Source organism: Symmachiella dynata (assembly GCF_007747995.1).
Classification (GTDB): domain Bacteria; phylum Planctomycetota; class Planctomycetia; order Planctomycetales; family Planctomycetaceae; genus Symmachiella; species Symmachiella dynata.
Genome location: NZ_CP036276.1, coordinates 3,365,453 through 3,389,369 on the forward strand (window position 1 = coordinate 3,365,453; position 23,917 = coordinate 3,389,369).

The window sequence follows — 23,917 nt, forward strand, 5'->3', positions numbered from 1 at the left end:
GTGCGGCGACGTTGTCGCATGCGTTGTGGCACTCCCGTTGAGCCGGGGGATTCGGGAGCGTTTGTATTTTTGTGAAACGGTTTTTCAATGGATTTTCTGCAACTTGAGGGCAAAACGGTTCTCGTCTTCGGGGTCGCCAATCGTAAGAGCGTCGCTTTTCATACCGGGCGTGTGCTGGCCGAGGCGGGGGCGACTGTTGTGTATGTTGTCCGCTCCCCCGCTCGGCAGGAATCGGTGCGAAAACTGGTTGGTGAGGCTCCCATCTACGTCTGCGACGTCGAACATCAGGAGCAGATCGACAAGTTGCGCGACGACATTGCCGCCGCTCACCCCCAACTGCATGGCATCGTGCATTCGATCGCCTTCGCCGATTACTCCGCCGGTTGGTTGCCGTTTCACGAAACGCCCCGCCCTGCCTTTCTGCAGGCAATCGACATTTCCTGCTATTCGCTGATCGCGATCTGCAACGCTTTCCGCGAAATGCTGGACAAGGAAAACGGCAGCGTCGCTGCGATTTCGATTTCCACCACGCGGATGGCGGCGGAGAATTACGGTTACATGGCCCCGGTTAAAGCGGCGCTCGATTCGTCGATCGCCTTTTTAGCAAAGTCGTTCTCGCAATTCTCGCACGTCCGCTTCAACGCCGTCTGCCCGGGGTTGTTAAAAACCTCCGCTTCGGCCGGCATCCCGGGCTACGTCGACAGTTACCTGTACGCCGAACAAGCCACGCTCCGCAAACAAGCGGTCAGCACCGAGGAGGTCGCCAACACGGTCGCTTTTCTGATGAGCCCGCGTTCATCCGGCATCAACGCACAAGGATTGGTGATCGATGCGGGGATGTCGATTAATTATTTTGATGACGGGTTGATACATCGCGAGGGGTCGTAAGCGACGGAGAACGTTGATGAGAAAATATGTGATCCTAGCTTGTGCAATCGTCGCAGTAGGCGTGTTCGCTCTTTATAAACTTGACGAGATGAGAAAGTGGGCACAGGGGCCGTTGCCGCGAACCAAGATGAAAATGATTGCCTTGGCGATGCACAATTACGCAGAAGCCCATGGCTCATGGCCCACCGATCTCCTCGATGACAATGGACGTGTGCTGTTAAGTTGGCGTGTGAGAATGTGCGAGTATCTCGATGGGCAACCGACCATTGACGTTACGCTCCCGTGGGATGCCACCGAGAACGAAGAGGCAGCGAAAGCAATTCCAAGGTCCTTCCGCAATGACGATTTTATTGACGGAATGTACCCGTACGGCTGCCGGACCCAAATACTCGGCGTGTTTTCAAGTGATGGCGTCTGGAACGGTGAGGCAAAAGGCAACGTCTTATTCGTCGACGGCCAACCGGTTCAATGTGTTTGGGCGGGACCGCCGTATGCCGTGTTGTGGACACAACCGCTTGATCTTTCTGTTGACGATGCGAAACGGCTCCTCGAACGCGACGAGTATGCGAGTAATCCGGAAGATCGGCGAATTCAGCACGTCTCACTTCAAGACGGCCGTGTGACTTCCGCTCCGTTTGAGTGGGAGGTCAGATTCTCATCTGGCAATGGGGAAACAGAAAGCGAATGACAAGCGGCAATGAATCTATAAATCTGCCGCTTGTTCTTGGAATCAAAAAACCTCACGCCAAGGCGCAAAGCTCGCAAAGATCAGGAAACGGCTTGTCCCCATTTCTTTGCGGCCTTTGCGGCTTGGCGTGAGTCTCTTGTCATTTGCGGCTCAGCAGGAGCTTCGCCCTCCCGGATACCGCTGTGACTTACACCGCTTCGGGGCGTGCGGGGGTGGGTTGGCCTGCTCCGGCGACGGCTTTGTTCAGTGCTTTTAAGTACGCCGCTGCACTCGCTTCGATGATGTCGGTGCTGAAGCCTTTGCCGAAGTACGTGCGGCCGCCGGTTTCGATTTCGACCGTTACCTCGCCTTGTGCGTCTTTGCCGACCGAAATACTGCGGACTTGGTAATCCCGCAGCCGGGCGGAGATGCCGATAATTCGTTCCAACGCGCCGAAGACGGCATCGACCGGACCGTCTCCCGTGGCGGCGTCGCGCTGCGGTTCTTGGTCTTTGTACTGCAGCTCAATCGTCGCTGTGGGAATACTTCCCGTCCCGGCGGAGGTGTGCAGGCTGATCATTTTCCACGCATCCCCGGTGTCGCCGATACGTTTTTCGACCAGAGCAGCGATGTCGGCGTCGTAGACATCTTTTTTCTTATCCGCCAAGGCAATGAAATCAGCGAAGATTTGCTCGAAGTATTCGTCATCCAGTTTGTAGCCCATGGCGATGATGTGGTCGCGGAAGGCGTGGCGTCCGCTATGTTTTCCCAACACCAAATTTGTGCCGGAGAAGCCAACGTCTTGCGGCCGCATGATTTCGTAGGTCGTACGTTCCTGCAGCATGCCGTGCTGATGGATGCCGGCCTCGTGAGCAAACGCATTTTGCCCGACGATGGCCTTGTTGCGCTGGACCTGCATGCCGGTGATTGTCGAAACCAACCGGCTGGTGGGAAACAAACGTTTGGTGTTGATCCGCGTGTCGCAGCCGTAATAGTCGCTGCGGGTCCGCAGCGTCATCACAATTTCTTCCAGCGCGGCATTGCCGGCCCGTTCGCCTAAGCCGTTGATCGTGCATTCCACTTGCCGGGCACCCGCTTCGACAGCGGCCATGCTGTTGGCGACGGCCAAGCCCAAGTCGTTGTGGCAGTGCGTGCTGATTACGGCTTTATGAATGTTCGGCACGTTTTTCTTCAGGTGAGCGATGCAGTTGTAGAACTGCGAGGGTGTCGCATAGCCGACCGTGTCGGGGATATTGACCGTCGTCGCGCCGGCGTCGATGGTTTTTTCGATCACCTCGCACAGAAAATCCAACTCGGTCCGCGCAGCATCCTCGGGTGAGAACTCAACGTCGGAGCAGTAACCGGCCGCTCGTTTCACCGATTCGACCGCCTGCTGGACGATCTCGCTTTTGTCCATCTTCAACTTGTGTTCGCGATGGATACTGCTGGTTGCCAAAAAGACATGGATCCGAGTTTGCTCGGCATCCTTCAGCGCCTCCCACGCCCGATCAATATCTTCGTTGCGACAACGGGCCAATCCGCAAATTGTTGTTCGACTGCCGAATTCACGTGCGATCAATTGCACGGCTTCAAAATCTCCGGGGGACGCAATGGGAAAACCCGCTTCGATCACATCGACGCCCAGTTCGACGAGAGCACCGGCGACTTCCAGCTTTTCGTTGGTGTTCATGCTACAGCCGGGGGACTGTTCGCCGTCGCGCAGCGTGGTGTCGAAGATGGTGATTTGTTCGCCGGACATCCCAATGTTCTCCGTGGGAAAGGTAATCGTGTGAAAAATAAGTCGTCAATTAAAAACAAGACTGGTTGGTTGTTGCCCTTGGTTCGGTTACCTCCCCTGCCCCACAAAAAAACCCTGAGGCCTTGGAGATAAGGGCTCAGGGTCGCAAATTCGCGAAGATTCCTCGAAATAGAACCTAACCCCGTCCCTCCGTAAGCAAGGACAGTCGAAGAGCAAGGTTGAGGAGGAGGAAACGAAACATGTGTCTCAATGTCTTAAAAGGTAGTTTTTCTACGTAATCACAATGTACAAGCGTCGATCCGGGTGGTCAAGACTAGGGCAGCGTCCACTTCGACATGTCATACGGAATTTTTGGACAACGTCGCGAATTCCCAAGGGTTTTCTGTGAAGTCGGCAAAAATTGGGGGTGACAAATCAAGTGAGGTCACATTTCTAGCACTCGCCGGAACGGACACGCAAACGGCTAATCGGGTTCGCGGCCTTTGACTGAGATCGGCATGCAAGATGTCAATCGTCGACCAGCGGAGGTAGTCATCACGATTCATTCTTCAGAATCAAGATGAATCTTTTGCCAGCATCGAGCCGCCGTCTCGCGTTCATGCTAAAGAAGCTCACACCGATTCGCACTACTCATAACACAGAACAGTTCAATCAGGGCGATGGTGGGCGTTGTCCCTGATCGCACCTTTGTTCGTGTTGCATCGGTCGCTGACGGTTAGCGCGATATTTCCCGTCAACCTTTAAAGCCTATTTGGACGGGTTGTGCGAATGATGCTGAAAATCGGCGCGCTAAGCAGGCTTTACCTTTTGATAAGGCAAGTGACTCGTCCTCTTTACAAATACCACAAGAGGCTCATGCTGCGCACAATTCGTTTTCAGAACGCAATGTGTTGTCAGCCGATGGGTTACGAATGAAACCTCGAATACGCACTCAATTGGCACAATTTTTCCTAAACCATTGGACTGGTGAACTATGTGAGATCTTGTCGATTGATAAACGGGTCGGCCTGTTTATCTGTGCCGGCAGGATGGACATCGTTTGAAGTTTCACCATTTTCTGTTTTGGGCAAATCAAGGGGAGAGTTTCGATGAAGAAGTGTTTCATGTTGAGTGCGGCGGTGTTGGTGGCTTGTAGCTTAGAAGCGCAGGCTGGGTTTATTGACTTCGAAAGCGGCTATGCCGATCTGCAATCGGTCAATGGAGCGATCGACACGGGCGACAACTTGGTTTCGATTTCCACGACCGGTGCCACGGGCAACCCCACGGGTCTGTCCTACATCGCTGGAGTTGGTGAGCCGCGCACCGCGTTTACGACCGGGACGAATCCTGGCGTCATGAATGATCAAGCCGTCGACAACCGTGCGGGTGAGTTCTTCCTGACGGATGAAAACACGCCGGGCTCGAACGTCTATGCTTCGGATTACATCTTCAGCTTCGCCGATGGGATCACCGACTTGAGCTTAGACATCTTCGACTTCCGCGTCGATGGCGGAGCCCAGGATGTCGGATCGACCGCCACGGCGATGTTGACATTGTTCTCCGATGACGCGATGACGAACATCGTCGGCATGACCTCCTTCACAGCGGACCTGCAAAATCAACCGATCGACGGCAACTGGGAAAACCTGCTGGTCGTCGCCAACGGCGTGGCTGTGAAAGCGGTCTTGGATTTCGGTGGCCTGGATCGCGGTGTGGGTGTCGACAACATCAGCTTCACCACGCAACCCCCGCCGGTCAATCCGGTTCCGGAACCGTCATCGTTCGTGCTGATGGGCCTGGGAGCCGTTGGCCTGATCGGCTTCCGCCGTCGCCAACAACGTCGTGCGGCCAAATAACAATCCATGAACTACGACGAACAACGGATGCATTATCGAACGACTCCCCGATAATGAGGGTGCCGGAAGCACCAATAGGCCGACTTGCAAGCCCGGACTACATAACGTAGTCCGGGCTTTTTTTGTGTTTGTGGCGAATTGCTCGTGCCGCAAGCTGATTGATCAAATCTATCGTGGCGAACAGCGCAGCAAGCAGTGGTTACGATATTGTCGTACCCGTCCACGATGGAGGATCACTGGCAGGAAACGATTCCATGGAGGTTTCGTCAACCTCGCTCACTTCCCCCTTCTCGCGGGGCGTAAGAAATATCGTTAAGAGAAGTACGCTGTCTTCGAGACCGGTCAATGAATGTGGTTCTGAATCTGGCACGTAGAGTAAATCCCCGCCCGCAAGTTCCTGGCTCCGCTCCAGGCATGAAAAGGCGATACGCCCTTCCAGGCATTGCACGATCAACTCGCCTGGTGCGGAATGCTGCGGTATTTCCTTGCCGGCGCTGACGACTAGCCGCAGGATGTGTAGCTTCTCGGTTTTGACCAGAGTCGTGGAATGACTGTCGGGTAATTTCGCGGGACGAATCTGTACTCGTTCACCGGGTTGAGCAGGCTGCATGGGGTCGTGCTCCCAAGTTAAGGGTGATGGATTGGCGTTCCTGCACCTCATATCTGGATTGTATCAACAACAGCTGCGTGGAGTGAAGAGTTGGCAATCGCGCCGCAATTTCGGGCCTATTGTAGTACTGGACACTCGGTTTCCTTGCCGAGGTGATTCGATCGTATACCTCGCTCTGGATTCATGGCTGAATCGCAAGGATTGGGGCTGGCAGTGTGTCAGGCGGCTTCTGGTTGCTTGGCACTGTTTTGTCGAGCCGATCAGTGGCGATCTCTGTTTTGAGAGCCGTTTCGAGATGTTTGCCGGGCTCATTGTCCATCTTCATCAAGGTTTAACAGGACCGGTATTGAACGGATTCGCACACTATCTTATCTTGCCGCCGATCCAAGATATGCCGAGGCCCCAAGATTAACGCACGCAGTGATTTGGAGAAACGGTGTCACAATCGAACATGCAAGGCAAGGGGGTAAAACCACGCCGCCCGCTGTATTGGGTGGGGGGCCTGATTGTTGTGGTGGCGGCAATTGCTTGGTATGGATCGTGGCGTCAACCTGCGAATTTTACTCAACCATTGAAACTCAGCACGCCGCCTCAATTTTCGTCTCATCAGAGGGACACGATACGAATCGGCGTCTTTAACATTCATGGTTGTAAGGGAAGAGACGGCAAGCGGGACGTCGGACGAATCGCTCAGTGCATCCATGACTTGGACATCGTGTCATTGCATGAAGTCCGCGGCAGTTACGGATCGAATCAAGCATATGAGCTGGGTGACATACTGGGCATGTCAGCTGTGTTTGCTCCCACGGAATGGCGTTGGGGCCGCAACGATTTTGGCAACGGATTGCTCACCAACGTCGAGTTATCGCAGATGCACCAAATCCCCTTGGCGATGTCCGGTCGCGCATATCGCAACGCCCTCTTGACCAGTTTTCGTCTGGAAGACAAAACCGTTCAATTGCTCATCGCTCACGTTGATCTTGCCGAAGACCGGGATCAACAATTGTCGGCCGTCACGAATCTATTTCTTTCACTCAAAACGCCCGCCCTCCTTTTGGGTGATCTGAACGTCAAGGCCACGGATCCTCGGATGCGGGACTTGATGGCAACGCCGGGTATTCGCAGTGCACTGGCGGCCACACCGGGTCGCGGCCGCGATTGGGTGATTATGAAAGGTTTTCGGACGGTCTCCGCAGCCGTTGTTGACAATGAGGCTTCGGATCATGCGGTTGTGCAGACTGAGTTGCAATTGCTCAACTAGCCGAAGAGCGTCGCCCCAAGTCCGTCGCGCGGCCAGGCAAGACAAGCGGGCGCAACGCGAGAAAAACATTAACCGCGCGAAGGAATCGCGTTGGTAGATTTTATGAAATGGAGTTTGGGATGGGCACCTGGGATCGAACTGCTCGATTAGGACGTCGAGATTATCTACTGCTGACGGTCTATTGTTTGGTCCTGTTTGGGCTGGCAATGGTCAGTGGGCGAGGGTTGAGCATCCATGAGAGCGTCTTGCCGCAAAGCGCACGTGAAATGTACGCCGATGGCGACTGGGTGGTTCCGAAACGGGGCGGCGCGCCTTGGATGGAAAGCCCTCCGTTGCCGCAATGGGCGACCGTAGCAGTTGCATCGCTGTTTGGTCGCTGCGATACGGTGGCGATCGTCCGGCTGGGACCGACGTTGGTGGCAACGGCGGTCGTGTTGATGGTGGCCTGGATGGCCACACTGTTTTTTGGACGAGGGCTGGGGCTGTTGAGTGGATTTGTTATGGCGACCACTTGCCAATTCCTGCGCTATGCCTGGCTGGCTGAAGACGAGATTTATTTGTGCGGATTGGTCACTGCAGCGGTCGCGTTGTTCGTGAAATTAGAATTTGCTGATGCCGATCCAGCAGCCGAAGTCCGTGAACCATGCGGTTTTTTTGGCGGGCGGCAGCCGGCGGTTCTCGCCCTGTTTATCGCGTTGGGGATGACCAATCTTGCAAAAGGACTCATCTTTGGAACCGCCATGGCGGTGATTCCGATGGCGGCTTATTTGCTGTGGAACGCGGACTTGGGCCGTATTCGTCGTTACCTTTGGTTTTGGGGTTGGTTGGCATTCGCGGTTGTGATGCTGGCTTGGCCCGTTGCCGCTTATTTGCGGTATCCCGACGTCGTCGACGTCTGGCGATTTGATCTCGGGGGGCGACTTGATGGGAGTTATCAAGCCAGCGCCGAACCGTGGTGGTATTATCCGGTCAATCTGCTGTGGATACTTGCCCCGTGGACGTTGGTGATACCATTCGGCATGTGGGCCACTCGCGATGCGGCGATACGGACGCGGTATTCCGCTGAACGGTTTTTGTGGTGTTGGGCGCTTTTTGTGCCGGCCGTTTTCTCGTTGGCACAAGGCAAACACCATCATTACCTTTTGCATGCGATCGCCCCCTGGTCGATTTTGGCTGCGGTGGGACTGTATAAGGTCCGTGAAGCGATGTTGGCGTGGCCCAAGTCGATACATAATCCGTTTTGGAGTTTGGGGACCACGGCCTTGCCGATCTTGGTGGCGATTTGGTTATTGCGCGACCGCATTCCTGGTGGCAGCAACGTGTACCTGCCGGTGATGGTGGCTTGTCCGTTTCTGATTGTCTTGCTGTCGTGGGCCATCATGCATTTGTCCGCTACACGTGCTGCGACGGCGTTGTTTATGACGATGGCGCTGGCCTACAGCTTTGGACATGTGGTGGCTGCGAAATATGTCGACACGCACCGCATTGACACGCAATTTCTGACTGATGTCCGTACACAGATTCCCGCCGACGAACAGATTCTTGTCGACTTGAATGTCGAAGCTTTGCGGGGGTTCATGCTGCTGTTTTATCTCGACGACAATGCCGTGCCGTTGCACAATTTGAGTTTTGCCTTGGATGACCGGATCGAGAATCCGAGCGTATTTGTGCTAACGCGAGCCAACAGACGAGAGACGCTTGATGAAATCGGCACGACCCGGGAAGTGATGCAAAGTCCGCAGACCGGCCGCGAGACATCGGCGGCGGACCGCTTGACGTTGTTTCGGTTGACGTATCACCAGCAGTCGCGCGGCGTCAGCGCCGAGAAGGTTCGCATCTCGCCCATGCAGGCGATGTATCGCGATGAAGGTCCGGTGCTCAGGTGAACGGTTGCGGGGTCAGTCGATCATTTTAATTCGCACATCCGTGAAGCGGACCGTTGAGGCATTTCCATCCGCGGCATCGACTTGAAAGCCAAATCCGGAAAGTGCGTGTTCTATCACAGGAGCTGACCACTCAATATCGGTTGCTGGAGAAAAGGTATCTTCTTTGCTTCCCAAGGAATTGGCTCCCAAGGTCATGCGAAAGTTCACCTCATCGCCTTGGAAATTATCGGCAGTCCTAAAACGTTTGCGATTATTTCCACGGTGCAGTCCGACCCATTTGTACTGAATATTCTGTAAATCATATTGCAGGGAGACGTTGTCTCGCAGCGCGCGGGTATGTGAATGGATATGCACTTTCTTGGGCAGATCCTGCCAACGGATCGTTCCCGTCACTTCCACGTTCTCAATACCAAAGGGAAGCAGGATGAGGGAAGATTTTTGGGCGGGCAGGTGACAAACGAGTGCGTCGCCATCGACCTTCCATGCGTCGTCAATGCCGTCGAACAGTTGAAACATGGTCGCGGCCGATAAATCGAGAGATCCATTGGCGCGAAGTTGTCGGCCCAATTCGATAGCGAGCTGGCTGCGTTTGATGAGTTTTTTGTCGGCATCGTTGTCCGCCTTCACTTTATTCAGCCAACTGGCTGCCGCGTCGAAGTTACCGACATCTAAAGCGGCACGCATGGCGGCGATATTTTGTGTTTGTCCCGATTCCTCTTGTGAGAAGACAAGATCACGAAGAAACGGGTAGGTGAAACCGTCCCAGAAGACTAACGGGTCGGGGCCTTCCTTTTCCAATTGACGAAATGTGTCGGCGACCTTGTCAAAATGACTCCCGTAGGCTCCATATTTGGCAAATAGGTTCCGTGCGTATCGTTTCTTAGCGGAATAGTCTACTCCGGGGCTCTTGGTTATGGATTGTATACCTTGGTAGTAATCCGACACGATCGCCCATAATTCCGGATCGCGTGAGGAGGTTCGCACGATGGCGCGGTCGCCGGGGATTTCGATGGTGTTCCGGATGAAATCCATACTCAAATCAGGGATTCCCTCTTCGAAATATCCAGTTCGAACACACTGCCCGGCAAAGATTAATAGGTCCTCATGGGCTTCTTCCTCGCGACTGTTGTTCCAGCGATTTTGGAGGACCTCAAACATCGTGGAATAGGCTTGCCGAGAACGCGGACGTGATTTGATGGCGGCTTGAAAGTGCTCGTCAATAATTTCCAGCGGCATCTCCATGTCCATTGCGACTTTGATCATCTGGGAACGGGCTTCCCAGTCTTGCGGGTTGATTTCGATGGCTTGTTCCAGCTCTTGCTGCGCCAATTCGAGACGTTCTTCAGGCGGAACGATATCTCCAGTTTCTTCATCAGAATTGGCCCAGGAATAGAATAGCAGGCCGCGCTGGAGACAACCGGAATAGCCGGGGTCCTCATCGCTCCATTCTTCAAGGATCTGTCTGACCAGTTCCGGTTCGGACATATTCTTAGCGAGAATGGCTAGTGCGGCGTAGTAATAAGAGTCGCCGTGAAATTGCGGAGCCATTTCAAGCAACGCCAGAATTTCATCGTCTGAAGCCGTCTTGCGCACCCCGGAGCAGATTTGCAGCCGGTCGCAGAGCAATCGTTTTTTTACTTTTCTATAGCGGTCAAAAGCTTTCTTGGCTGGGTTACTATTAAAGACAAACAACTCCCAGGCAGGTAGGCACAGCGGATTACGCAGCACAACGAGAAGCAGATCCCGGTTGTCATTGCCGAACGTCATTGTCCAGGCGATATGACTGAGTTGTTGAAGATCTTTGGATCTGAGAACCTTCGGTTTCGAAATGTGGGCGATTTCCGCTTCGCTCAGTTCGGCGCCGATCTGTTCCAACACGCCGCGAGCGATTGTCCCCGGAATCAGATTCAGTTGGTCCTTTTCAAATATCTGCGGGGTGGACGTTTCGACTTCAGCATCGTCGAGGGTGCGCACCGCAAAGGTTAGCTTGAGCTTGTCGTTTTCTTCTACGACTTGCGGCAAGACATAATATTGAGCGCCGATGGCCGCGAGACAGATTTTGATCGACTCGTCATCGATCTCGGTTTCTGGTTTGAAGAGGCCGGCGTTTAGAAGGCGGGATCGGACTTCGGGCAAGCTAATCTCCATCCGCCGTTGGGGGGTGTAAGCGACTGCATAGTTTGTCACGAGGCTGAGTCCCACACCGTCAACGCGTACATGTCGCTCAGCGTCGACGGCGGGAAAGATCACGACCGGCGGCAAGAGGGAAGTTGCCGGTTTGGCGAACGCCTCTTTGATTTTGACAAGCATCTCATCCGTCTCGTAACGGTCGGCTTGATCGATTGCATGCGTGATGGGGATGTCGATTTCCCCCGGTTCCGGCTCAACAGTTCTGACGACGCGAAAACCGGTCCATTGCCAGCCGACGTTGTGCGCATACCGGTACGCGGAACGACAGTACATGGCGCCGTTTCTACCATTGCCGCCGCGAAGAATGAACAGGTCCGAGCGGTGGTCTAATCGATCGAGGCACCATTCGGAAACGTTGCCGTGCATATCGTACAGTCCAAATGCATTGGGTTTGTACGCTCCAACTGGCTGGAGGAGCACTCCCGGGAGACCAAAATCATCCTTGGAGACGCTCTCCTCCAAAAAGGGATACGGATAGGCGGGGTGGAAATTGGCGTTTTTATAGACAGCTTTGTCACCGAAGTGAAACGCCGTTGTGGTGCCGGCCCGGCAGGCATATTCCCATTCCGCTTCCGTGGGCAAACGGTAGGTCTCGGACTCCTTCTCGCTGAGCTTGCGGCAAAAGCGCATAGCCTCCCACCATGACATACTCCCCGCTGGCAAATTTGGTCCTTTGTCCTCCCAGGGATTCTTGTTCATCACCGCTTCGTATTGTTCCTGTGTGACCTCATAGACGCCAAGATAAAATGGCGTTTTGATCGTTCTCTCCCGCTGAAACTCGCCCCCCTCGTGCCCTTCTTCGTCTTCAGGGGAACCCATCAGGAATTTCCCTGCGGGGATCTTTACCAATTCCATGCCGATCGAGTTTTTGATCTTTTTGAGATTTGGGGGAGCATCCTTCGCTTGTGGCGCGGGTTTTTCTTGTGCGCGCGCTTGCCGTTCGGAAAGAGGACCGAAGCCGACGAGCAGTGCACACAGCAGGATTGCTCCGATGCCGCAACTGCATGAATCGACCAGGCGAGAGGAAAATTTCCTCAACAAACGGAATGACTTATCCCACAACATGGCGCTTTTTCCTCTGAGACTGTGCGTTATTTCAGGTCCAGCAGTTTTGTTGCCGGTCACACGGATTGCACTGGCGAGCAAGCCGCCTGTGGCATCCTTCCGGAGCAAACTGCCAGGACGCATCTTGCCACCGATATCTAAAACTCATTTTTATAATACCGAATTTGGAAATTCCAATTTCGGGTTGAACGACACACACCAGTTGGGGGTGTGCAATTATTTCTGCCTATTACTTTTGGCCATCCCGGACACGCTGCAGGAATTCACTGTAGCGGATGAATTCCGTGGCGCCGTCCGGTTTTTCCACAAGATACCTCAGGCCCTCCTCCACCGCGTCTTCATCGCCGGCGATTACCTGCCCGGCGGAATTTAGTGTGATCATGGTATCCTTGGCGAGAAACAGAACCGTCCAATCTGCTTTTCCAGATTTGATGTCCCAGACCCGAACCGTTCCGTCCCGTCCGCAGGAAACCAGCTTCTGGGAATCGGGACTCCAGGAAACCTCATACGCCGGCGCCGTATGTCCTTGAAACTGATGGTGCAGCTTGCCGTCGGGTAACCAAAGCCGTACCGTATGGTCCCAGCCGGCAGATGCAAGATATTTTCCATCAGGACTGAATTCCATTCCCATTATGGAATCGACATGGCCGTGCTGCTGGGAGATTTGTTCGCCGGTTGGACTCCACAGCGTCCAGATGCCGTTGTTCCCGGCCGCCGCCAAAGTGTTACCGTTGGGGCTCCAAGCGACCGAGTCGACCTCTTCGTTTTTTCCTTCATACATATCTACGAATGCGCCGTTGACTGTGTCCCAAATCGTCAAGCTCCCGTCGCTTCCGCCCGAGGCCAACTGAGTACTGTCGGGACTCCACGTGATCGAATTGGTTCCCGAGGCTAAACCTTCGAGCACCGGGCCCGCTTCTCCGTCAGGGCTCCAGAGGAGAATCGCGCGATCGTATGAGTCTACGGTGGCAATCCACTTGCCGTCGGGACTCCAGCGGATGCCGTTGCAATAGCTATTGTGATCGGCGACATCCGGTCCCGGAGTGCCGTCGCGCGACCAGAACTTGCCTAAGCAATCGTCTCCCGCCGCAACCAACATCTTCCCATCGGGACTCCACACGACCTTGTTGATCTTGAGTTCTTTTTCTTCAATGACGCGCGCAAAGCGGCCGTCGGCATGCCAAATGCGAATTTTGTTATCGAGCCCAATTGCGGCGATCAACTCTCCATCGGGACTCCAGGCGACCGCTTCGAAATAGTGCAGCGGCTTGACCTCCGGGCGGCTGGCCCTGATTTGTTCGATCGGGATGATCTGAACTCGATTGCGACCGGTGACTGCGATCAAACGTCCGTTGCTGCTCCAATCGATAGAGACACCGAAGATGTTTTGCATGGAAATGAGTTCGTTTCCATTCGTATTCCAAAATCGCATGGTGCGGTCTTCCGCCGTGACGACCACCATGTTGTTATTTGAACTCCAGGCGATGTCAGTGATCGGTCGGTTGTACCCACGGCAGATTGCTCCGGGTGTTCCATCGGCACTCCAAAAACGGACCGTTGCAACGCGGTCCACATCGGCCTCAAGCGGAATGGAACCGATCGATCCCGACGCGAATTGCGTTCCGTCCGGGCTCCAGGCCACTGTCATTACGGGACCAAAATGACCTTCGCAGACAGGGCCGCTCGTCCCGTCGCTTGACCAGATGCGGGCCATCTTGTCGTCGCCGCCTGAGACAAGCAATTCCCCATCGGGATTCCAATCCACCATCCGCACGGGGCCTTGATGATCATCGAAAATCGGTCCCGGCGTGCCGTCGACATTCCAGAGACGTACTGTGCCATCGTGTGATGCCGACGCAATTTGTTCGCCATCTGGACTGAAGCAGACCGAGTTGATTTGTCCTTCGTGCCCCTCAAGCACGCGTGCCAGAGTTCCATCTGTATTCCACAGACGGATCGTCTTGTCGGCACCGGCTGAGGCAACCAGATTGCCCTGGGGGCTCCAGGCGACCGCTCTGACTGACGCAGTGTGGCCGACCATCATGATCTGGACTTCTTGCGTCGCCGTATCACAGATTCGCACATATTGCCCGTCGGTGTGGACAAATTGCTTGTCGTCGGGGCTGTAGGCAAGGCAAAAGATATCGCACAGCGGAACCTGACGCATCACTTGCCAGCGGCCGACACCCGGCAGTTCAGCCGGATAGGGGATGAATCCTGGCAGGGCATTTTCGGCAGCGCCTGGTTTCCAGACCTCCCGGGATGGATCCGATGTGTCCTGTCCGGCAGAACCATCTTTGTCAGCAGCGATTGCTGGATGACTCCAACATAGGGCGGACAGGACAATCATCAATTTCAGCGTCGCCCGAAAGCACATGCGGCCAACACGTTCATACATCCTAGGATTCTCCTGCTATGACTATGTGAATGGCCTGTTTAGCTAATCCGGCCATTCTAGGTGGTTTGCAATCTCATGGCTGAACCCCAGCGATTGCCCGAGGTGCTCGACGGGAGCATGAATCATCGAAAACAGAGAGCATGGCGGCCTTCATGCACTCAGCGCACGCAACTTGTGGGAGAGACCGCCGTTCAATGTGTTGCATCGAAATGGAAAATGCAGAAAGGAGCACCCGACGCAATGGCAGAAAATGAGAGCCGTGAAAATTAAAGGAACGCTAGACGAGATACACGAATCAGAGCAAACTTGTCATGTGGTGTGGTCACAAAATCGAAGTGACTAACGCTGGACAACACGACAAGGAGACTTACTGAAAACGGTACCATCGGAATTCCTTGAAAACAAGCGGAGTTTTTAAATTCGCGTCTGCAGCGATCAAGGCCTGCCATTCTCTCTGTGGCTTACCGGGATCACCTCAGTGTCCCGAGTCTGTGCGTCGATGGTGATTTTTAACGGTTATCTTTCGTAATTGCGGCAGCGTTGACGAAAACGGCCAGACGCTACGCTATAAACACAATGCGCAAAGGCAATGTGTTGTGCCCCACTGCCGATTGGGATACGATTTAGGTCAGCCGTTTTTGATGAAATAAAGTCGTGTTGGTCTTGGGGAAGCGCGTCCATGCCATCAACGGTTGCCACGACTGCAATGGGTTTCTATCACTTCATGAATTGTAAATCTGCGACGCCGCACCTCTGCTTCGCTGCACAACTGACCGGGCGCCCTTGATGACTGCTCCACGCAAATCTAATCGCTCTCAAAGCCAATCCACCAAGCAACGCGACAAGCAACATTTGGTACTCCGTTTTGTTGCGATTCTGGTGATTGCCTTTTTGGCAGCCGGCACTGCGGTCTACTTTTTGGCGGTCCCCGCAGATCCGTTCCCTCCACCTGCCGAGCAGGTTGACGATTCCCCGAATCCCGCTGCAGTCACCGGTGATGCACAGACCGGCGATTCGCCGAATCTCCCAACCGCAGCGCCGGTGCATGACTGGCAGTCGAGTGAATTCGTCGGTAGCCAAGTCTGCGCCGATTGCCACCTGGAAATTGCCGAAGCATTTGCGGAACACCCGATGGCAAACACGCTGGCTACTGTCGCGGATGCGACGTCGATTGAAGTTTTGGAGGATAACAGGGTCGAATTCGCAACCCATGGACGTCGTTATCGCGTCGAACGCGACGGCGACCGGGTGGTGCACACCGAGTATATGACTGATGCGGATGGCAACATTGTCTACGAGCAACCCGTTGACGTGCATTACGCCATTGGTTCGGGTGAGAACGCCCGATCGTATCTGATTGATCGCGGTGGGCTTCTGTTTGAGTCCCCCGTCACCTGGTACACCGATAAACAGAAATGGGACCTCTCACCTGGATACCACAATAACCCGCGTCAACGCTTCAACCGGCGTGTGATCGACGGTTGTGTCCAGTGTCACTCGGGCCATGTCAATCCCCTCGGTGACGGTACCTCGAACCGTTTCGGCGATCCGCCTTTTCAAGAACTCGGGATCGGTTGCGAGCGCTGTCACGGACCAGGAAAGCGGCACGTTGAAAAGTATGAAGCTGAGGATTGGGATGCCGACAGTGAGACCGCTGATAAGATGCTGATTGTCAATCCGGCCCACCTCGACCGGGGACTTAAGGATAGTGTCTGCTACCAATGCCACATGAAAGGCAAGCGTCGGATCTTGCGGAAAGGCAAGTCCTTTCACGATTTTCGCCCCGGAATGGCAACTGATGATGTTTGGACGACCTTTGTTCCCCCCGCGCCGTTTGAGAAAGATGGGACCGCTCAGTTTTCGAGTCACGTCGAGCAAATGCACTCCAGTGCGTGCTTTGTTGGTTCCGACGGCGCCATGAGTTGCACGACTTGTCACGACCCGCATCGATCTCCCAAACCGGACCAGCGCGCTGCTTTCTACCGTGAGCGCTGCAACAAGTGTCATTCTGAACATGGTTGCTCGGTACCGCTCGAAGAACGCGAAATGCCGCCCGCGCTCAATTCGTGCGTCCATTGCCACATGCCCTCGGTCGGGTCGAATGTCCCCCACACATCGCAATCGGATCATCGCATTTTGCGGAATCCCAGCAGCCTCCAGACAGAATCGCAACCGTCAACGCGCGGAGAGGTCTGGTCGATCTTTGGGGAGAGTGAACAGCGCTTGCCGGAGTGGGAAATCCAGCGCGCCCGAGCCATTGCCTTGAGCGATCAAGCGATCGAAGAAATGAACCAACCACTCATGGGCCAAGCCATTACCGCGCTGGAGTCCGTTTTGGCACACGATCGCAACGACGTTGACGTGTTGCATTTGCTGGGATACTTGTACGAACTGATTGGAAAACATGCCCAAGCCAAAAGTTATTTTGAAGCAGCGTTGCGACTCGACCCACAGGACGAAATGAGCCTCAAAAATCTAGGTTTAGTCGGATTTCGAACCCGTGCGATCGAACTGGGCCTAGCCAGCTACGGACGCTATTTGAAGGTTAATAAATGGGATGGAACGATGTTTTCCCCCTATGTGCGAATGCTGGCTGCCTCCGGCGACCTGCGTGCTGCTGCGGCGGCGGCCGAGCAAGGATTGCAACTCGACCCGACACAATTAGAACTTCGCGACATCACCGTCAAATTGTATGAGCGTCTCGGCAATCAGAAAAAGAGCCAGCAGCATCTCGAATTGTTGCAAGAAATCAACAGTCAGCTCACGCCGTGGGATCAGAAACGCCGAGATCGGCTCCAGCAAAAAGTGCAAAAAAGCCAATCAGCGAATCCCTAGTTGCTGCTTGAATGTGATAGAGATGATGGCAAGCGTAGTAACCATGTAAAAAGTGGAATCTTTGTGCTGTTGCCGACATCCAGAAATCAAGCAATTCCACACCGACAGCCGTCTGGAATCTGACGTCAAAGCGACTGGATAAAAACATCCATCGGCGTCTGCATCGTCTACATCAAAACCGATGATCAACAGGGCGAGTGATTTCTGAGTGCTTGCCGATGTCGCTCAAACATTCTGATTTCCGTGAAACTCTTCGTTCCGGAAATTGGGAATGCTCTCGAAAAGCATCAGGGCAGCTTCGTTCCTGAGCGTTTAGCTTGTGCAATTCGCTGCATGCAACCTGCAAAACTTTGCACTGTTGGTTCCAGGCTCATCAAGCCGCTTGGATTCTTGAAGCGGGCACTTTCATTCGAAACATGGCAAAACCAGTGGAATTGATGGTCATTGACCAACAATCACAACTGTGAAACCGTGTTGTGCAGCAATTGGCACAAGGCTTGCATCAATCGCCAATCCATCCGCTCTACCGAAACAGTGTGTCTCGGCATGGATGCCTTACAATCTTCATCACAATTCAGGGACGCACCGTGCCCACTTTGGAATCTGGCGACGAAACTTCTGCAGAACGTGATCAGAATTCTGTTCATTCCCAATTGCGGCACATGGTCGAACACGCGGCCCACTTTCTCCCCGCTCAGGGCCCAATCGAAGTCTTCGTCCATCACAACACCTTGCATGCCTTTGAAAAACAGGAATTTCATGCCGCCGTTCAAGCGGGGTATGCGCGCTATCGTGCAGAGCCGTACCTTTCGGAGCAGGAATTCCGTCGGCTCTACGAAGTTGGCCGGATTACGGACCAGGACCTGGAATTTGCTATCCTGGATGATCTTGGGGAGAAGCGAAACGACGAGATAAACGGTTTGGGGACGCGCGCCGAAATTCGATTCGCGATGTTGCGGCATACGATTCAAGTCGGGCCGGATGCCGAATTGCGGTGGATCGTTGCTGAGACAGACGCGCTGGATCGTTTTCGCGAAAAGACAACGCAAATCAATCGCACGCGGATCATCTCCGCAGCAACAAAGTTGTTACAGGACGCCGACGGTCAAGAGAATTCGATCGTCGATATCAGCAGCTTGCTGTCGAAGCTGAGTGCCAATTCCTCCAAATGGACCGATGCAGAACGGGAGTCTTTTTCTCTGCATCTCTTGTGGCGTGTCTGTCTCGATGGCATAGGATCCTTTTCTGGGAAAAAACCAAACACGACAAGCTTCGTCCGTCCACGTGACTTGTTGCTGCATGCGACCGGAGAAGACATCGACCGAGACGTGCATGATGTGTTGATTCGGTTCTGTGCGGCATACGTTGATCAAGGGTACTCGGATTGGATACTGCCCAATCGTGAACAAGGTTTCTATGAATCGTTTCTTGCCTTGTATTCGGTTCAGGTTCGGGGAACGGACCGCTGGTTGCGGCAGCTGCCGGCAGAGCTCAAGACGCTCATTGATAACAAAGTGACCGCAGAAGCCTCGATCGAAAATTCGTTGCGTGAGCTTGGTATTCCGTTGTCGCAACGTGAAGAGTTCATCACCCAATCGCTGCTCGCGCTGGGGGGATGGGCCGGAATGATCTGGCAACTCGAATCGGGTGTGGACTGGGTTGTGCATTCCATTGCGAAAGGATCTTTAGTCGGCATGCTGGCGGTGCAATTGATCTTGGAGAAGTACGCCGTTCGCAATCTCGGGGAGCATGTTTTTGGCAGCTGTTCCTCAATCAATAGTATCCTCGATTTAGCCCGCCAGCGTATTGCTGAGCCGAAACCGCTGACCATCGAGCGGCGCGCATTCCTGTTATTTCAAGTCGCTCAGATGCTGGGCTGGACTCCGCTGGAGTTGCTCCAACTGACAGAAACCGAGTGGGCCGAACTCAGTGATGAAGTGGAAGGTTTTTCAGCAATTCATCGTCGCCGTGTTTTTCACGAAGCGTACGAGCGCCAATATCGGTTGGCGGCTCTTGATGCGTTCGCAGAGTATTCCACTCGTCTCAGGCAAGCGGATTCCACTTCAGACTCGCAGCGACCAAGCTTTCAAATCGTCACCTGCATTGATGATCGCGAGGAATCGTTTCGCCGACATTTGGAGGAGGTTGAGCCCAATTGCGAAACTTTTGGCGCCGCAGGATTCTTTGCGACAGCGATTTACTATCGCGGCGCCGCTGACGGTTTCTACAAACCGTTGTGCCCAGGTGTCATGATCCCTGACCATTACGTGCAGGAGGACGTCGGATACACGTTTGAAGGCGTGCATCGTGAACGCGCAGAACTGCGGCGGCGGCTTGGTTTGGCCAGTCGTGCTTTTCATACACGCAGCCGTACGTTCCTCGGCGGAATGATTACCGGGATCGTCGGGTCACTGGCAACGGCTCCCTTAGTTGCTCGCGTTTTGTTTCCACACCTGACGGCGCGGATTCGTCGACGATTCGGATCACTGCTTCAGCCACCGCTGGCAACCAAATTGCAGTTAGAGCGATACGAGAAAGATCCTGGACCAGATGACGGACATATTGGGTACTCGACCGATGAAATGGCGGACGTGGTCTTGCGTTTGTTGCAGGATATGGGACTGACGAAGACCGAGGACTTTTCGCGGTTGTTTGTAGTTTGCGGTCATGGTTCTTCAAGCCTCAATAATCCTCACGAATCGGCCTATTGCTGTGGAGCTTGTGCAGGAAAACGCGGCGGACCAAATGCCCGCGCGTTTGCACAAATGGCCAACGACTGGCGCGTTCGTGCCAAGGTCTCTGCGCTGGGAATTGCGATTCCAGATGACACCATGTTTGTCGGGGCGTACCACAACACCTGCGATGATTCGGTGGTGTTCTACGATCTTGATCGACTTCCCGCTTCACACCGTGAGGATTTTGAAGCCGCGCGCGAGTCGATCGAAGAGGCTCGTCGACGCAACGCGCACGAACGCTGTCGCCGATTCGATTCGGCTCCGCTGTCGATTTCACCCCGAGATGCGCTGCGGCATGTCGAAGCGCGCGCTCAGGACATTTCACAAGCGCGCCCTGAGTACAACCATGCCACGAACGCGTTATGCCTTGTCGGTCGTCGTGCCTGGTCGCGCGGCTTGTTCCTGGATCGCCGCGCATTTCTGACTTCTTACGATCCGTCTCAAGATGATGACGAACATTCCATACTCCAGCGAATCCTCGCTGCCGCAATTCCCGTGTGCGCAGGCATCAACCTGGAATACTACTTTTCCTGTGTGGATTACACAGCCTACGGGTCGGGTTCCAAACTGCCGCACAATATTGTTTCTCTGTTGGGAGTCATGGAAGGCACGTCGAGCGATCTGCGAACCGGTCTTTACCAACAGATGGTCGAGATCCATGAACCGCTGCGAATTACCTTTCTGATTGAATCGACCCCCTCAGCGATGCTCGCGGTCATGGAACGCAACACGTCAATCGACCAGTTGGTGCGCGGAGCCTGGGGGCACCTTGCTGTGATCGACCCGTCGACATCGCAGATCGAAGTTTTCAATGGCGAGGGTTTTCACCCTTACGAAACGAGTTCAACGAAATTGCCGCAAGTCGATTCATCTTTAGAGTGTTATCAAGGCTCGCGTGAGCATCTACCCTTCTTCTCGATCCGTGAAGCAAGGGGAGCACAATGACAACCGAGTCAGTACTCCATTTGCTTGGTCTGATCGTGGTGACCACTCCGGCAGTCTTATTGACTGCACTGGGACTCCCGTTCCTAATGGGAGTTCAATTGAGCGAAACCGCTCAGGCTCGACTCACAAAAGCGTGTGTCGCGACCGGGTTACTCGCGGCGGTGGCGATTCTGGGATTGATGCTCTTGACCGGTTCGCGGAATGTTCCGATTGAACTCGGCAATTGGGTGTCGATCGAACATGAGCACGAACACTTTCACTTTCACCTGAAATTTGTATTTGATCGTCTCTCCGTTCCGTTCGTGATACTTTCATTTGTATTGTGTGGCACTGTTGGTGCTTTCGCGACTGTCTACCTGCATCGCGAGAAAGGTTATGGACGATTCTTTCTGCTCTATGCGTTATTTCTATTGGGAATGGTCGTTTCGTCGCTGGCTGGGACAATCGAAACGCTATTTTTCGGCTGGGAGTTAGTGGGGCTGTCGTCGGCTTTGTTGGTCGCCTATTTTCACGAGCGACCGGGGCCGGTCCGCAATGGACATCGCGTCTGGACAACCTATCGAGTCGCCGATGCTGCTTTCTTGATCGCCGCTCTGACGCTCCATCATCTGACCGGAGCTGGCGATTTTAGCGGCCTCATGGGATCGGGAGCGTGGCCTGACGGTGTGGCCGCGATCGGTTCCTGGCAAGCCTTGGCTGTCGGTTCCTTATTGTTGCTTGCGGCAGCCGGTAAGTCGGGGATGGTTCCTTTCTCCGGTTGGCTGCCACGCGCTATGGAAGGGCCGACTCCCTCGAGTGCTGTGTTCTATGGCGCGTTATCGATTCATCTGGGGACCTATCTGCTGTTGCGCGTTAGTCCTTTGCTCGACGTCTCCTTGCCGCTGCGGCTTGCCGTGATCGCCCTGGGACTGGTCTCAGCAATCTTTGGAACACTCGCTTCCAGAGTGCAAAGTGACGTTAAGAATGCACTGGCATTTGCGTCTTTGGCACAGGTGGGAATTATCACGATCGAAATCGGACTGGGCCTGCGGTATATCGCCTTGATTCACATGATCGGCCATGCCTGTTTGCGGACTCTGCAATTGCTGCGGGCCCCCTCAGTACTTCGCGATCATCAAATGCTCGAAGACGCAGTGGGGCAACACCTGACCGGTGACGAAGTGAACCCGCCGCAACCCGCAACCAATTTTCAGTTGTGGCTATACCGCCTGGCCCTGCAACGGGGCAACCTGGATGCATTTCTCGACGACTGGATTGTCTATCCGTTTGTGAAGACGTTTCAGTTATTTGATTCGCTCGAACGTCGCTGGACCGACCTATTGTCAGGGGGGGCATCACGAGAATCCGACATGCTTTCGCCGTATAGCGATACGCTGGAGGACATGTCTTAATGCCAGAACTTCATCTTCCGTGGCTCGAACTCTCGGTCCTGCTTCCAGTTCTCGGTGCCATCTGGGTCTCGATGCTGAAAGATCGTGAACGGGCACGTATACACAGCATCGTGATCTGTATCTTGACGCAGATCTGTGCGACGGGTGAGTGGCTCGATTTTGCCTCGCTCGGCACTTTTGAGGCACACGATCATTGGGATGTCTTTCAGTTGATTCTGCATCGCGATGTGTTCGTGATTGACGAGTTGAGTGCTCCGCTGTTGCCGCTTGGTGCGTTGCTGTATCTGACCACAGTGCTCACGACCTTGCGCACCAAAATCAATCGCTTCTCGTTCGGCTGGACGTTGTTTTCTGAATCGATCTTGCTGGCCACCTTGGCTTGTCGGCATCCCTGGCTGATTATTTTACTTCTGACGGTAGCGATCATTCCTCCGTTCATCGAACTGCGAAAGCGAAATCAAAATACCCGCGTGTTTTCGCTGCACATGGGGTTGTTCGTCTTGCTGCTTGTTTCGGGGCAATTACTGGTCTCGGCTGATGCCAGTCCCACCAATCCGTCGATTATTGCTGGCTGTCTGCTGACCGCCGGTGCCTTGATTCGCAGTGGAATCTGCCCGTTGCACTGCTGGATGACGGACCTGTTTGAGAAGGCGACTCTGGGGACCGCGCTGTTATTCGTGACACCAATGACGGGAGCCTACGCAGTCATTCGGCTCGTCTTCCCCATCGCCCCCACATGGGCGCTACAAAGCATCGCCATCCTTTCGCTGATCACTGCCGTATATGCCGCTGGGATGGCATTGGTGCAACGCGACTCCCGACGATTCTTCTGTTATTTGTTTCTAAGCCACTCGTCGCTCGTACTGGTTGGACTGGAGATGGCCAAGCCAATCGGGCTGGCCGGCGCGCTTTGTGTCTGGCTGTCGGTCGGTATTTCCATCCTGGGCTTCGGTCTTGCGCTGCGAAGTGTTGAGGCACGAACTGGACGGCTGACGCTTGCCAACTTTCACGGACTTTACGAACACACGCCGTTTCTGGCGGGGATGTTCCTGCTGACGGGATTGGCAGCGATCGGTTTTCCCGGAACGATTGGCTTCATCGGCATGGAACTGCTCGTTGAAGGAGCTGTCGAAGTCTATCCAATGATCGGGATGGCCGTTGTTGTGGCGGCGATGCTCAACGGCATCGCGGTTGTCAAAGCCTACTTCCACATTTTTACGGGGACGCGACACACTGCTTCGATTTCACTGCGGTGTCGACCCGCTGAACGTATCACGATTCTCATCATGGTCGTATTGATCATTGGAGGCGGAATCGTTCCACAACCAGGAGTTGAGTCGCGCTATCACGCCGCGAGAGGCTTGCTGGAACACCGAGAAATTCACGGTGAACGGACAAACCATACACAGGCTTCGGAAACAGACGACGTATCCAAAGATCAATGACTCCTAC

General features: G+C 54.3%; 13 protein-coding genes. 9 read left to right on the top strand and 4 right to left on the bottom strand.

The window, feature by feature from the left end; all coding sequences use genetic code 11:
- The first annotated feature begins 87 nt into the window (after positions 1 to 87).
- On the top strand, positions 88 to 888 hold the full coding sequence (locus Mal52_RS13000; RefSeq protein ID WP_145376640.1) for an enoyl-ACP reductase FabI: 801 nt from the start codon (positions 88 to 90) through the stop codon (positions 886 to 888).
- A gap of 16 nt (positions 889 to 904) precedes the next feature.
- The gene (locus Mal52_RS13005) at positions 905 to 1,576 is read left to right on the top strand and encodes a DUF1559 family PulG-like putative transporter (RefSeq protein WP_145376641.1); all 672 of its coding nucleotides are present in this window, start codon (positions 905 to 907) and stop codon (positions 1,574 to 1,576) included.
- Between the two features lie 187 nt (positions 1,577 to 1,763).
- On the opposite strand, the gene Mal52_RS13010 is transcribed toward Mal52_RS13005, so the two are convergent.
- Entirely contained in the window at positions 1,764 to 3,314 is a 1,551-nt protein-coding gene (locus Mal52_RS13010) for a 2-isopropylmalate synthase (protein ID WP_145376642.1), read from the bottom strand.
- Between the two features lie 1,088 nt (positions 3,315 to 4,402).
- Here Mal52_RS13010 and Mal52_RS13015 point away from each other — a divergent pair.
- The gene (locus Mal52_RS13015; protein ID WP_145376643.1) at positions 4,403 to 5,149 is read left to right on the top strand and encodes a PEP-CTERM sorting domain-containing protein; all 747 of its coding nucleotides are present in this window, start codon (positions 4,403 to 4,405) and stop codon (positions 5,147 to 5,149) included.
- Between the two features lie 199 nt (positions 5,150 to 5,348).
- On the opposite strand, the gene Mal52_RS13020 is transcribed toward Mal52_RS13015, so the two are convergent.
- A complete protein-coding gene (locus tag Mal52_RS13020; RefSeq protein ID WP_145425392.1) occupies positions 5,349 to 5,759 on the bottom strand; it encodes a cupin domain-containing protein in 411 nt (136 codons plus the stop codon).
- Positions 5,760 to 6,195: 436 nt separating this feature from the next.
- Between Mal52_RS13020 and Mal52_RS13025 the strand changes: the two genes are divergently transcribed.
- Both Mal52_RS13025 and Mal52_RS13030 read left to right on the top strand, forming a co-directional pair.
- A complete protein-coding gene (locus Mal52_RS13025; RefSeq protein ID WP_145376645.1) occupies positions 6,196 to 7,020 on the top strand; it encodes an endonuclease/exonuclease/phosphatase family protein in 825 nt (274 codons plus the stop codon).
- Positions 7,021 to 7,139: 119 nt separating this feature from the next.
- Entirely contained in the window at positions 7,140 to 8,906 is a 1,767-nt protein-coding gene (locus tag Mal52_RS13030) for an ArnT family glycosyltransferase (RefSeq protein ID WP_197534871.1), read from the top strand.
- Between the two features lie 12 nt (positions 8,907 to 8,918).
- Here Mal52_RS13030 and Mal52_RS13035 read toward each other — a convergent pair whose 3' ends face one another.
- Together Mal52_RS13035 and Mal52_RS13040 are read right to left on the bottom strand one after the other, a co-directional pair.
- A complete protein-coding gene (locus Mal52_RS13035) occupies positions 8,919 to 12,284 on the bottom strand; it encodes an SUMF1/EgtB/PvdO family nonheme iron enzyme (protein ID WP_145376647.1) in 3,366 nt (1,121 codons plus the stop codon).
- A gap of 106 nt (positions 12,285 to 12,390) precedes the next feature.
- A complete protein-coding gene (locus Mal52_RS13040; RefSeq protein ID WP_145376648.1) occupies positions 12,391 to 14,559 on the bottom strand; it encodes a WD40 repeat domain-containing protein in 2,169 nt (722 codons plus the stop codon).
- Positions 14,560 to 15,345: 786 nt separating this feature from the next.
- Here Mal52_RS13040 and Mal52_RS13045 point away from each other — a divergent pair.
- The 4 genes from Mal52_RS13045 (at position 15,346) to Mal52_RS13060 (ending at position 23,910) form a co-directional block, all read left to right on the top strand.
- Positions 15,346 to 17,394, top strand: coding sequence for a tetratricopeptide repeat protein (locus Mal52_RS13045; protein ID WP_145376649.1), 2,049 nt, complete (start codon positions 15,346 to 15,348; stop codon positions 17,392 to 17,394).
- 587 nt (positions 17,395 to 17,981) lie between these two features.
- Positions 17,982 to 21,074, top strand: a complete 3,093-nt coding sequence (locus Mal52_RS13050; RefSeq protein ID WP_145376650.1) for a DUF2309 domain-containing protein — start codon at positions 17,982 to 17,984, stop codon at positions 21,072 to 21,074.
- Positions 21,071 to 22,465, top strand: coding sequence for a proton-conducting transporter transmembrane domain-containing protein (locus Mal52_RS13055; protein WP_145376651.1), 1,395 nt, complete (start codon positions 21,071 to 21,073; stop codon positions 22,463 to 22,465). Before Mal52_RS13050 ends, Mal52_RS13055 begins: the two co-directional genes overlap by 4 nt.
- A complete protein-coding gene (locus Mal52_RS13060) occupies positions 22,465 to 23,910 on the top strand; it encodes a proton-conducting transporter transmembrane domain-containing protein (protein ID WP_145376652.1) in 1,446 nt (481 codons plus the stop codon). Before Mal52_RS13055 ends, Mal52_RS13060 begins: the two co-directional genes overlap by 1 nt.
- Positions 23,911 to 23,917 lie beyond the last annotated feature (7 nt).